Annotated in this window: 6 protein-coding genes; 5 read left to right on the top strand and 1 reads right to left on the bottom strand. The window is 65.6% G+C overall.

Going from position 1 to position 13,388, the window contains the following annotated elements; translation table 11 throughout:
* Positions 1-1,950 (bottom strand): 4-alpha-glucanotransferase, encoded by a 1,950-nt coding sequence (malQ, locus tag J2R80_RS17610; RefSeq protein WP_229189655.1) that lies wholly within the window; start codon positions 1,948-1,950, stop codon positions 1-3.
* A 203-nt stretch (positions 1,951-2,153) separates the two neighbouring features.
* Between malQ and J2R80_RS17605 the strand changes: the two genes are divergently transcribed.
* Genes J2R80_RS17605 through treZ form a run of 5 tightly spaced genes read left to right on the top strand, consistent with a single transcriptional unit; the run spans position 2,154 to position 13,387 of the window.
* Positions 2,154-4,103, top strand: a complete 1,950-nt coding sequence (locus J2R80_RS17605; protein WP_253639014.1) for a maltotransferase domain-containing protein — start codon at positions 2,154-2,156, stop codon at positions 4,101-4,103.
* Between the two features lie 10 nt (positions 4,104-4,113).
* On the top strand, positions 4,114-7,419 hold the full coding sequence (treS, locus tag J2R80_RS17600; RefSeq protein WP_076823934.1) for a maltose alpha-D-glucosyltransferase: 3,306 nt from the start codon (positions 4,114-4,116) through the stop codon (positions 7,417-7,419).
* Complete coding sequence (glgB, locus tag J2R80_RS17595; protein ID WP_253639013.1) at positions 7,416-9,563, top strand: 1,4-alpha-glucan branching protein GlgB; 2,148 nt, start codon at positions 7,416-7,418, stop codon at positions 9,561-9,563. Before treS ends, glgB begins: the two co-directional genes overlap by 4 nt.
* A gap of 3 nt (positions 9,564-9,566) precedes the next feature.
* Entirely contained in the window at positions 9,567-11,639 is a 2,073-nt protein-coding gene (gene glgX / locus J2R80_RS17590; RefSeq protein WP_253639012.1) for a glycogen debranching protein GlgX, read from the top strand.
* On the top strand, positions 11,636-13,387 hold the full coding sequence (treZ, locus tag J2R80_RS17585; protein ID WP_253639011.1) for a malto-oligosyltrehalose trehalohydrolase: 1,752 nt from the start codon (positions 11,636-11,638) through the stop codon (positions 13,385-13,387). The genes glgX and treZ overlap by 4 nt, the downstream gene beginning before the upstream one ends.
* Position 13,388: the final 1 nt, after the last annotated feature.

The following is a 13,388-nucleotide window of genomic DNA, read 5'->3' as shown; positions in this document are numbered from 1 at the left end:
TTACCCGGTGTGCGAGCGCTCGCGGGTCGCGCGCTTGAGGGCGTCGACGTCGATCGCCGACGCGAGATGCTCGATCGAGACCGGGAGCCGCCGCTTCCAGTTCGGATGCTCGTAGACGGTGCCGGGGATGTTCGGCTGCTCGACAATGCCGAGCAGGTCCTCCATCGACACCGCCATCATCCGCGACCGCGTCCGTGCCAGGAAGCTCGCCACCGAATAGAAATCGTTCGCGTGGATGTCGTGCCGGCGCAGCACGTCGTCGAGCTGGCCGAGCGCGTGCCAGCGCCCCTCGTCGGTCTCGCCGGGATCGATCCCGAGCGCACGCTTGGTCCTGAGGTCGCTGAACGAGCGCCAGCCCGCATAGGTCGAGAGGTCGTGGGTGTTGAATGTCACCAGCGCATTCGGCAAATAGTAGTCGGCGTTGCGGAAGACGCCCTGGTCGTCGGTCTCGAACATCATCACGAGATAGGACCAGATGCCCCAGCCGTTCATCTGCTCGCGGAACCCGGGAGGTACGGTGCCGAGGTCCTCGCCGATCACGACGCAGCGGCTCGCCACGCTCTCCTGCGCGGTCGCCGCCAGCAGCGCCTCGAACGGCATCAGCACATAGGCGCCATTGGCCGGGCCGAAGCCGCGCGGTACCAGATAGAGCCGCTTCAACCCGAACGCGTGGTCGAGCCTGATCGCGCCGGCGTAGTGCATCGAGGCGCGCAGCATCTGCCTGAACGGCTCGAACGAGCGCTGTTCAAGGCCCGCGGCGTTGAAGCCGGCAAGCCCCCAGTCCTGGCCCGCCGTGTTGAGCGGGTCCGGCGGCGCGCCGACGCCGAGATGGCGCGAGATCGCGATCTGCTCATTCCAGGCGTCGAACCCGTCCGACTGCACGCCGACGGCGACGTCGAGATAAAGCCCGACCCGCATGCCGCGCTTGTGCGCCAGCGCCTGGCAGGCGCCGAGTTGACGGTCCGCGGTCCATTGCACGAATTCGACGAACTCGACCTCGGCGGCAGAGTCGCGTGAGCGGCGCAATTTGGCACAAGCTGCATCGCTCGGCTGCCGCCATTCGTCCGGCCATTCCCACCACGGCGTGTTGAATTTGTGCCGCATCACCTCGAAGCAGGCGAAGCGCGACAGCAGCGTGCCCTGCTCGTTGCGATAGGCCTCGAAATCCTGCCAGCGGCCGAGGCCCGGGTTGGCCTTGAAGGCTGCGAATGCCGCGCGCAGCGCCGGCCATTTCTGCGCCGCGACGCCGACATAGTCGACCATGTCGTGGCTGCGGAGCGGTGCCAGCGCGGCCTTGGTCTCGGCATCGACGCGGAATTCGGGAATCTGCTCGACGTCGATGTAAAGCGCATTGAGGAACAGCCGGCTGTTCGGCGAGTACGGGCTGCAATCGCCGGGCCGATCGTCGAACAGCGCATGCAGCGGATTGAGCCCGACGCCGTCGGCGCCGAGCCGGTGGGCGAATTCGAGCAGGTGCTGCAGGTCGGTGAAGTCACCGATGCCCCAGTTGCGCGCGGACCGCACGCCGTAGAGTTGCACCGCGATCACCCAGCAGCGGTCGAACTCGCCGCCGAAGGCGCCGTGCGGCGCCACCAGCAGCGGCAGCTCCTCGCTGCCAGATGCGTCCGATAGCTGCAACCGGTGCACCCCTTCGGGCAGACCTGACGGCCACGTCACACTGCGCTCACGCGCCTCGCCCTGCGCGAGCACCCCGGTGCCATTCGCAAGCTTCCATTGCACCGGAAGCCGGGCAGCTTCCGAGAGCTGCGTTTGCGCAGCCTGGCCGCCTCTGACCACCACGGGATCGGCGATGATCCGACGGGGCGCCTGCGGCGGCAGCGCATCGAGGATCACCGTGAGCGCCTCGGGGGTTGTCACACGGCGGTGACCGCTGCCATCGATATACTCGGTCTGGATTCCCAGGGTCTGGGCTTTGGCGTAAAGGTCCATTCGGCACGCTGCCTGCTCGCAACGGTAGGTGGATCGTTGCTAAATTGTACAGATACGGGAAAGGGATAGTTGATGTTCAACGCTCTACCCTATCCGGCGTTCCCACCGGGAACCATTGCCCGGCGAGCGGCTTTCTATATGGGTCTGGCGCGCCTCCTTCCCGGCGCCGGGACGTCATTTGCATTTTTAATGGCGGCATCACCGTGAACAAAACCCTCCGGCCTGTCGAGAGTGCCCATGGCACTTTTCATATCACCGATGTCTATCCGTCGGTTGATGGCGGCCGCTTTCCGGTCAAGCGCATTGTGGGCGAACCTGTCGAAGTGTGGGCCGACATCTACCGTGCCGGACATGACGTGATATCGGCGGCATTGGTGTGGCGGCGCGAGGGCGACAGCGAATGGCAGGTCGCGCCGATGACGGCGCACAGCGACGACCGCTGGGGCGGCGCTTTCGTGCCCGACCGGCCCGGCCGCTACGCGTTCGCGATCGAGGCCTGGACCGATGAATTCGCCAGCTGGCGGCATCGTTTCGAGCAGAAGCCGCGCAACGGCAGCGATCACACGCTGGACGCGCTCGAAGGCGCGGGCATGCTGACCCAGGCGCAGGCCGGCAGCCCGGCGGCGGCGGCCGTCATCATCAGGCAGTGCGAAATCTTTCTGCAGACCGGCGAACCAGGTGCGCTGCTCGCGCCCGAATTGCGGGAGGCGATGGCCGGCAGCCAGTTTCGCCGCGATCTGATGCGATCGCAGCTCTACCCGCTGACCGCGGACCGCCCGCAGGCGCGCAGCGGCGCATGGTACCAGATGTTTCCGCGCAGCCAGGGCAAGACACCGGGCATGCATGCAACCTTCAACGACTGCATCGCGCGGCTTCCCGACATCGCCGCGATGGGCTTTGACGTCGTCCTGCTCGCGCCGATCCACCCGATCGGCCGGCAGCACCGCAAGGGCCGCAACAATGCCGCGCTCGCACAGGCGGGCGATCCCGGCAGCCCCTATGCGATCGGCGCAGCCGAGGGCGGCCACGACGCTGTGCATCCGGAACTCGGCACGCTCGACGACTTCCGCGCCTTCGTGGCGGCAAGCCAGGCGCATGGCCTCGAGGTCGCGCTCGATTTCGCCGCGCAGTGCTCCCCCGATCATCCCTGGCTGAACGAACATCCAGAGTGGTTCAAGCGGCGCCCGGACGGATCGATGCGCACGGCCGAGCATCCCCCGCAGCGCTGGGACGATGTCATCAACCCGGATTTCGGGTCCGAGAATGCCGCTGCGCTGTGGCGCGCGCTGCGCGACGTCGTGCTGTTCTGGGTCGAACAGGGCGTCAGGATCTTCCGGGTCGACAATCCGCACACCAAGCCGCTGGCGTTCTGGGAGTGGCTGATCCGCGAGGTGCGGGACCGCGACGCGGACGTGCTGTTCCTTGCGGAAGCCTTCGCGCGCCCGAAACTGATGAAGGGCCTCGCCAAGCTCGGCTTCACACAGTCCTACAGCTATTTCACCTGGCGGACGCAGCGCTTCGAGCTCGAACAATATCTCGGCGAGTTGGCCTCCTATCCCGAGCGTGACTTCTTTCGGCCGAATTTCTTCGTCAACACACCGGACATCCTGCCCTTCCACCTGCAAAGCGGCGAATCCTGGATGTTCAAGTCGCGTCTCGCGCTGGCCGCGACGCTTTCAAGCAGCTATGGCATCTACAGCGGCTTCGAATTGCTCGAGCACACGCCGGTCCCCGGCCGCGAGGAATATCTCAACTCCGAGAAGTACGAGATCAGGGTTCGCAACTGGGAGCAGCCGGGGAACATCAAGCCCTATATCGCAGCTCTCAACCGGATCAGACGCGGCAATCCGGCCCTGCAACAATTCGCCAATTTGCGCTTTATCAGTGTCGATGACGGTGGCGTGATCGGCTTCATCAAGGAGGCCGTCGATCAGGGCAATGTGATCGCGGCCGCGATTGCATTATCAGCCGAGTTGCGTGAGGTCTGGCTGCCGCTCGGCGACGTCATGGTCGGCCGTGGCGATGCCCGCCGCCCCGTCTCGGCAGTGGAAGACCTTGTCACCGGAGAGCGCCACGCGCTCGAATGGGGAGGCATCCGTCTACGTATAGATCCTGCGCGCGATCCCGCGTTGCTGCTGCGCTGTGTCGCCTGAAGGAGCCGTCATGAACGTATTCTCCTCCGTCAATACCCAGGAGAAGGTCGCAACCGAGACTGCGGACCAGCTGTGGTACAAGGACGCGATCATTTACCAGCTGCATGTCAAGGCATTTGCCGACAGCAACAATGACGGCATCGGCGACTTCGCGGGGCTGACGGAGAAACTCGGCTATCTGCAGGAGCTCGGCGTCACCGCGCTGTGGCTGTTGCCGTTCTATCCCTCGCCCGGCCGCGACGACGGCTACGACATCGGCGACTACGGCGACATCAATCCCGATTTCGGGACGATGAAGGACTTCAAGCGCTTCATCCAGGAGGCCAAGAAGCGCGGCCTGCGCGTCATCACCGAGCTCGTCGTCAACCACACCTCGGACCAGCATGCGTGGTTCAAGCGCGCGCGCCGCAGCCCGCCGAATTCGAGCGCGCGCAGCTGGTACGTCTGGAGCGACACCGACCAGAAATACCTCGATACAAGGATCATCTTTACCGATACGGAGAAGTCGAACTGGACCTGGGATCCGGAGGCCGGCCAGTTCTACTGGCACCGCTTCTTCTCGCACCAGCCGGACCTGAATTTCGACAATCCGCGCGTGGTGCGCGCCATCGTGCAGGTGATGAAGCGCTGGCTCGACACCGGCGTCGACGGTTTCCGGCTCGACGCCATTCCCTATCTGTGCGAGCGCGACGGCACCAACAACGAGAACCTGCCGGAGACGCATGCCATCATCAAGCGGCTGCGCCAGGAGCTCGACGCCTATGCCAAGGGCAAGATCCTGCTGGCCGAAGCCAATCAATGGCCGGAGGACGTGCAGGAATATTTCGGCCATGGCGACGAATGCCACATGGCCTATCACTTCCCGCTGATGCCGCGCATCTACATGGCGATCGCCCAGGAAGACCGCTTTCCGATCACCGACATCCTGCGGCAGACGCCCGACATTCCCGCCGCTGCGCAGTGGGCGCTGTTCCTGCGCAATCACGACGAGCTGACGCTGGAAATGGTCACCGACGTCGAGCGCGACTATCTGTGGTCGACGTACGCCAACGATCCGCGCGCCCGCATCAATGTCGGCATCCGCCGCCGCCTTGCGCCGCTGATGGACAACGACCGGCGCAAGATCGAGCTGATGAACTCGCTGCTGCTGTCGTTCCCGGGCACGCCGATCATCTATTACGGCGACGAGATCGGCATGGGCGACAACATCTATCTCGGCGACCGCAACGGCGTGCGGACGCCAATGCAGTGGTCGCCGGACCGCAACGGCGGCTTCTCGCGCGCCGACCCGGCGCGGCTCTACGCGCCGATGATCATGGACCCGGTCTACGGCTATGAATCCGTCAATGTCGAGGCGCAGTCACGCAGCCTGTCGTCGCTGCTGTCGGCGACCAAACGGCTGATCGCGGTACGCAAGTCGACGCTTGCCTTCGGGCGCGGCACCATGACCTTCATCCGCCCGGAGAACCGCTCGGTGCTGGCCTATGTGCGCCAGTACCAGGGTGAGGCGATCCTGTGCATCGCCAATCTGTCGCGGTCGGCGCAGGCCACCGAGCTCGACCTCTCCGCCTTCAAGGACCGCATTCCGCTCGAGATGCTCGGCCGCACGCGCTTCCCGGCTATCGGCGAGCTGCCCTACATGATCACGCTCGCGCCGTACGGCTTCTACTGGTTCCAGCTGCAGGAGCGCGACAAGTCCGAGCCGGTGACGCCGCGCGCGGTACCGGAATTCGAGACGCTGGTGGTGCCGCTGAATTCGACCTGGATGTCACTGGCGCGCACCCGCGGCGTGTTCGAGCACGACGTGCTGCCCGGTCATCTCGCCCGCACGCGCTGGTATCCGGAACGATCGGCGAGCGCGATCCAGCCGGTGCTGGTCTCCGCGATCCCGTTCTGCGACATCGGCGACAACCGGCCGTGGCTCGCCTTCTTCGAGACCACGCAGCGCGGCACCACCAGCCGCTACGTGCTGCCGATGCAGATCGAGTGGGTGCGCTTCGACCGCGAGCGCTACAACCCGCGCGCCTTCGCCGCGATACGCCAGGGCGCGCGCGAGGGCACGCTGCTCGACGTTGCCACCGACCAGATCTTCACCGGCTTGTTCCTGCGCAACCTGCGGGAAAACCTCACGGTCGACGAAGGCGAGCAAGGCCTCAAGCTCGAGTTCCGGCCGACCAGCCGCTTCTCCGACCGGCCGGTGCGGCAGCCCGAGCGTATCCGGGTGTTCGAGAACGACCAGCCGCATTCGACCGCGCTGGTCGACAACGAATATGTCACCAAGATCTATCGCAAGCTCGAGGTCGGCATCAATCCGGAGATCGAGATGGGCCGCTTCCTCACCGAGGTGGTCAACTTTCCGAACACCCCTGCCTTGCTCGGCACCGCCGAGCTGATCGAGGGCGACAAGCGCAGCGCCATCGCCGTCCTGCATGCGATGGTCGTCAACCAGGGCGACCTCTGGACCATCGCAGGCGCACACCTCGACCGCCTGGTCGAACGGCAGCGCCTGCTGACGGTGAGCGAGCACCCCGTGGAGAACGGCGACCAGGCGACCTTTCTGCGCCACATGTCGCATAGCGGAAAGCGGCTGGCCGAGCTGCATCTGGCGCTCGCCAGCAACCGCGACCTGCCGGACTTCGCGCCCGAGCCGACCAAGCCCGACGACCTGCAGCGCTGGGCCGACGAGATCATGGCGCGGGCCGAGCGCGTGTTCGATACGCTGAAGCAGCGGCGCGGCTCGCTGAGGGAGGCCGACCGGCTGCTGGCCGATCAGTTGCAGGCCCAGCACGACACGCTGCCGGAGCGGCTCAAGGCGCTGCTGCCGCGCGAAACCGACGGGTTCAATATCCGCCATCACGGCGACCTGCATCTCGGTCAGTTGCTGGTGGTCAAGGACGACGTCTTCATCATCGATTTCGACGGCGGACCGGGCCGCACCATCGCCGAGCGGCGGCGCAAGGCGCCGCCGGCGCGCGACGTCGCCGGCCTGATCCGTTCGATCGACTATGCGGCGACCGCCGCGCTGGAACGCACGCTCAAGGTCTCCCCCGACGAGAGCGGCCGGCTGAGCCTCGCCTTGGCCGAATGGCGCGACCAGGCCGCGGATACCCTGCTGGCGGCCTATCGCGAGACGGTGGCCGGCCAGCGGCTGTGGCCCGCCGACGCCAAGACGGCCGACCGCCTGCTCAGTTTTTTCCTGCTTGAGAAAGCCTTCTATGAGATCGAGTATGAGCTGGCCAACCGGCCGGATTGGCTGCGGGTGCCGCTCACCGGCCTGCTGAGGATCCTGGCGCAACAGCCGCATGAGGTTGCATGAGCAAACTGCCCGCCGAGGCCTATGCCATCATCGAGGGCCGCCACTCCGACCCCTTCCACTATCTCGGGCTTCACCCAGAGGGGGACCGCAACGTCGTGCGCGCCTTCCTGCCCGATGCCAGCAATGTCGAGGCGATCGGCGAGCATGGCGAGACCGCACAGCTGGCGCGAATCCATGACGCCGGCCTGTTCGCAGGCCCCCTGCCGAACGGCTCGACGCGCTACCAGCTCCGCGCCCGTTTCGGCGACAACGTCGTCGAGCTGGAGGATGCCTACCGCTTTCCGCCGATCCTGAGCGATTTCGATCTCTATCTGCTCGGCGAAGGCACCCATCAGCGCGTCTACGATACGCTCGGCGCGCATCCGATGACGCTCGACGGCGTCGACGGCATCGGCTTCGTGGTGCTGGCGCCGAATGCGCGGCGGGTCAGCGTGGTCGGCGACTTCAATTTCTGGGACGGACGGCGGCATCCGATGCGCGTGCGCGGCCCGGGCTACTGGGAACTGTTCATCCCGCGTGCAAGGATCGGCGACCACTACAAGTTCGAGATCATCGGGCGCAACGGCCAGCATTTGCCGCTGAAGTCCGATCCCCTAGCGTTCGCCGCCGAGGTGCGCCCGAAGACCGCCTCGATCGTGATCGACGAACGCAAGATCCCGCATCCGCGCCCGGCGCCGGATCGCGTCAACGCGCTGAACTCGCCGATGTCGATCTACGAGGTCCATCTCGGGTCGTGGCGGCGCAAGGGCCGCAACGAGTGGCTGACCTATCGCGAGATGGCGGAGCAGCTGCCGGCCTATGCCAGCGACATGGGCTTTACCCATGTCGAATTCCTGCCGATATCAGAGCATCCGTTCGACGGCTCCTGGGGCTACCAGCCGACCGGCATGTTCGCACCGACCAGCCGCTTCGGCTCGCCGGACGATTTCGCCGCGCTGATCGACGCCTGCCACGGCGCAGGGCTCGCCGTGCTGCTCGACTGGGTGCCCGGGCATTTCCCCGACGATCCGCACGGGCTCGGCAATTTCGACGGCACCGCGCTCTACGAGCACGCCAATCCGCTGCAGGGCCGTCACCTCGATTGGGGTACGCTGATCTACAATTACGGGCGCACCGAGATCACCAACTTCCTGGTGTCGAACGCGCTGTTCTGGCTTGATCGCTACGGCATCGACGGGCTGCGCGTCGATGCCGTCGCCTCCATGCTCTATCTCGACTACAGCCGTCCCGCCGGTGGCTGGATTCCGAACAAATATGGCGGCCGGGAGAACATCGAGGCGATCGACTTCCTGCGCCGCTTCAACACCGAATTGTTCGCGCATTTTCCGCAGGCGACGACGGCGGCGGAAGAATCCACCGCATGGCCGCAGGTGTCGCGTCCCGTCGAGTATGGCGGGCTCGGCTTCGGCTACAAGTGGAACATGGGCTGGATGCACGACACGCTGAAATATATCGGCAAGGATCCCATCCACCGCAAATACCATCACGGCGACATCCTGTTCGGCCTGCACTACGCCTTCTCGGAGAATTTCATCCTGCCGCTGTCCCACGACGAGGTGGTGCACGGCAAGCGCTCGATCCTCGGCCGCATGCCCGGCGACGACTGGCAGCGCTTTGCCAATCTGCGCGCCTATTACAGCTTCATGTTCGGCCACCCCGGCAAGAAGCTGATGTTCATGGGCTGCGAGTTCGGCCAGGAACGCGAGTGGAATCACGACTACTCGATCGATTGGCATCTGCTGCAACAACCGAAGCACAGCGGCATCCAGAACCTGGTCCGCGACCTCAACCGGCTCTATCGCGCGCTGCCGGCGCTGCACGAGCTCGACTGCGACCAGGCCGGCTTCGAATGGGTCATCACCGACGATGCCAACAACAACGTGTTCGCCTGGATCCGCAAGGGCAACGCCGAGCGCGCACGCTGCCTCGTGATCGCGAACTTCTCACCCAACGTCTACCGCGACTATCGTGTCCGGGTGCCGTTCGCGGGCAAGTGGCACGAGGTGTTCAACTCGGATTCCGCGCATTACGGCGGCACCAATGTCGGCAATGTCGGCGAGGTGCTAGCATCGGAGGACGCCACGCCCGAACTGAGCCTGACCATTCCGCCGCTGGCTGCGATCTTCCTCGTACCGGAAAGCTGATTGATGCGACTGACCGGGGGTACGTCCGCACGGCTCGGTGCAAGCTGGGACGGCAGAGGCACCAATTTTGCGCTGTTCTCGGCGAATGCGGAGAAGGTGGAGCTGTGCCTGTTCGACGGCCAGGGCCGCCGCGAGCTCGAGCGGATCGAGATGCCCGAGCGCACCGAAGACGTCTGGCACTGCTATCTCAACGACGTCTCGCCGGGCCAGCTCTACGGCTATCGCGTCTACGGGCCCTACGCGCCGGAGCGCGGCCATCGCTTCAACGCCAACAAGCTGCTGCTCGACCCCTACGCCAAGCGGCTCGCCGGCCGGCTGGTATGGAGCGATGCGCATTTCGCCTACCGCACCGGCAGCGCGCGCGAGGACCTTTCGTTCGACCGGCGCGACAATGCCCGCGGCATGCCGAAGGCGGTCGTGGTCGACGAGACCTTCAACTGGGGCCGCCGCGAGATCCGGCCGCATATCCCCTGGGAAGACACCATCATCTACGAGGCCCACGTCAAGGGCCTGACGCAGAAGCGCGAGGACGTGCCGCCGAACCTGCGCGGCACCTATGGCGGCCTGTCGTCACCGGCGATGATCGCCCACCTCAAGCGGCTCGGCGTCACCACCATCGAGCTGTTGCCGATCCACGGCCTGATCGACGACCGTATCCTGGTCGAGAAGAAGCTGGCGAACTACTGGGGCTACAACACCATCGCCTTCTTCGCGCCGGAGGCGCGCTACGCCCAGGACAATGCGCTCGATTCCTTCCGCACCACGGTGGCGCGGCTGCACGATGCCGGCATCGAGGTGCTGCTCGACGTGGTCTACAACCACACCGCCGAGGGCAACCATATGGGCCCGACGCTGTGCTTCCGCGGCATTGACAATGCCTCCTATTACTGGCTGAACCGCGAGAACCCGCGCTTCTACGACGACTTCACCGGCTGCGGCAGCTCGGTCAACCTCACCCATCCGCGCGTGCTGCAGATGGTGATGGATTCGCTGCGCTACTGGGTCGAGGTCTGCCATGTCGACGGCTTCCGCTTCGATCTCGCCACCACCCTGGCGCGCGGGCCGAACGGGTTCGATCGCAACCACCCCTTCCTCACCGCGATCCGCCAGGACCCGGTGCTGGCGACCGCCAAGATGGTCGCCGAGCCCTGGGACCTCGGTCTCGGCGGCTACCAGGTCGGCGCGTTTCCATCGCAATGGTCGGAATGGAATGACCGCTATCGCAGCGCGATGCGGCGCTACTGGAGCGGCGAAGGCAGCCTGATCGGCGACATCTCGGGCCGCATGACCGCATCCTCGGATTTGTTTCACCACGACAACCGCGCGACCCGCGCCAGCGTCAACCACATCACGGTGCATGACGGTTTCACGCTCGCCGATCTCTTCAGCTACAACGAGAAGCACAACGAGGCCAACGGCGAGGACAATCGCGACGGCTCCAACGACAATCACAGCAACAATTGCGGCCATGAGGGCCCGACCGACGATCCCGCCATCATCGCGCTGCGCCGCCAGCTCAGGAAGAATGCGCTGGCCTGCCTGCTGCTCGCACAGGGCACGCCGCTGATCCTCGCCGGCGACGAGGTCGCGAACACGCAAGGTGGCAACAACAACGCCTATTGCCAGGACAACGAGACCGGCTGGATCGGCTGGGAGAACCTCGGCACGGACGACGACGCCATCGATTTCATCGGCCACCTCACTGCGCTGCGCCAGCGCTTCGGCCAGATCCGCTGCCAGCGCTGGCTCGACGGCCGCCGCACCGACGGCAGCTACGGCGTGCTCTGGCTGACGCCCGCGGCCGAAGAGATGAAGGAATCCGACTGGAAATTCCCCGAGAGCCGATTCCTCGCCTATGTGCTGGGGCCGATGGAACCAGGACAGGCGCCGATCTTTATCGTGCTCAACGCCGCACCGCAGGAGATCGTGTTCAGGATGCCGAGGATGGCGGAATACAGGAGCTGGCGGCAGGTCTTGAACACGACCAAGGCCGAGCAAACGGCTGAGCAATTCGCATCCGGCGCCGATACCAGGGCACCGCCGCGCTCGGTGCTGGCATTTGCAGGCTCCACATGAACAGACAACATTTCGGCGCCGAGCTGACATCTGACGGCTCGCGCTTCCGGCTCTGGGCGCCGGCTGCCAAGCGCGTCGACCTCCTGCTCGACAAACCGCATCGGCTCACGCGTGATGCCGCCGGCTGGTACCTCGCCGAGATTCCGGGCGCGCGCGCCGGCACGCGCTATAAATTCCGCGTCGATGACGAGGTCGATGTGCCGGATCCCGCCTCCGCATTCCAGCCGGACGACGTGTTCGGCCCGAGCGAGGTGATCGACCACGCCGCCTTCAAGTGGCGCGCGACGGACTGGCGCGGCCGCCCCTGGCATGAGGCCGTCGTCCTCGAGGCCCATGTCGGCACCTTCACCCGAGAGGGCACCTATCGCGCCATGATCGACAAGCTCGATCATCTCGTGGCGACCGGCATCACCGCGCTCGAGCTGATGCCGCTGGCGGATTTCGCCGGGAAGCGCAACTGGGGCTATGACGGCGTGCTGTGGTACGCGCCCGACAGCGCCTACGGCCGGCCCGAGGACCTGAAGACACTGATCGACGAAGCGCATCTGCGCGGGCTGATGGTGATGCTCGACGTGGTCTATAACCATTTCGGCCCCGAGGGGAATTATCTCGGCCGCTATGCGCCGTCCTTCTTCAGTGACGCGCACACGCCGTGGGGCAGCGCGATCGACTATCGCGTGCCCGAGGTGCGCGCGTTTGCGATCGGCAGCGTGGTGAGCTGGCTGCGCGACTATCGCTTCGACGGGCTGCGGTTCGATGCGGTCAACACCATCGTCGAAGCCGGCGAAGTCTCCGTGCTCCATGACTTCAGCGATGCCGCCGGCAAGCTCGCCACCGAGACCGGCCGCTATATCAACCTCGTGCTCGAAAACGGCGACAACATTGCAAGCCTGCTCGATGCCGCCGAGGATCCGCCGCACGGCAAATTCCGCGGCCAATGGAACGACGACTATCATCACGCCTGGCACGTGCTGCTGACCGGTGAGACGCAGGGCTATTATGGCGACTACCGGGCGCCGAAGCAGGACCTCGCACGCGCGCTGTCATCCGGCTACATCTACCAGGGCGAAGTCTCGGAGTTCTGGGGCGGCAAGGCCCGCGGCGAGCCGAGCGTCATGCTGTCGCCGACCTGCTTCATCAACTTCCTGCAGAACCACGACCAGATCGGCAACCGGCCGCTCGGCGATCGTCTCGTCAGCATTGCCCGGCCGGAGGCGGTCGCGGCGGCGCTGGCGGTGACGCTGATCGCGCCGACCACGCCGATGCTGTTCATGGGCGAGGAATGGGGCGCGACGACGCCCTTCCCGTTCTTCTGCGATTTCAAGGGCGAGCTCGCCAATGCCGTCCGCGCCGGACGACGCAAGGAGTTCGCCTGGGCCTATGCCAAATATGGCGACGACATTCCCGACCCGCTCGCCGACGAAACGGTGCGGTCGGCCGTGCTCGACTGGGCGGCGCTCGGCCATGATCCGGCGCGCGCGCGGCTTGCGCTGGTGCGCGACCTGCTCGCCGTTCGCCGGCAGGAGATCATGCCCCGGCTCAAAGGGTGCCGTTTCGGCGATGCCATCGTGGCTGGCGACCTGTTGACGGCGCATTGGCAGATGGGCGACGGCAGCACGCTGCGGCTGACAGCCAATTTGTCCGCTCGCGACATCCCCGATGGACCGGAGCCGAAGGGAACTGCGATCTGGGGCGGCGCGTTGTCGAGCGACCTCCCCGGCTGGGCGGTGCGCTGGCACATCGGATAGC

Origin of the sequence: Bradyrhizobium sp. USDA 4541, assembly GCF_024171085.1 — a bacterium.
GTDB lineage: Bacteria > Pseudomonadota > Alphaproteobacteria > Rhizobiales > Xanthobacteraceae > Bradyrhizobium > Bradyrhizobium australafricanum.
This window is presented reverse-complemented; position numbering and strand designations above follow the sequence as displayed.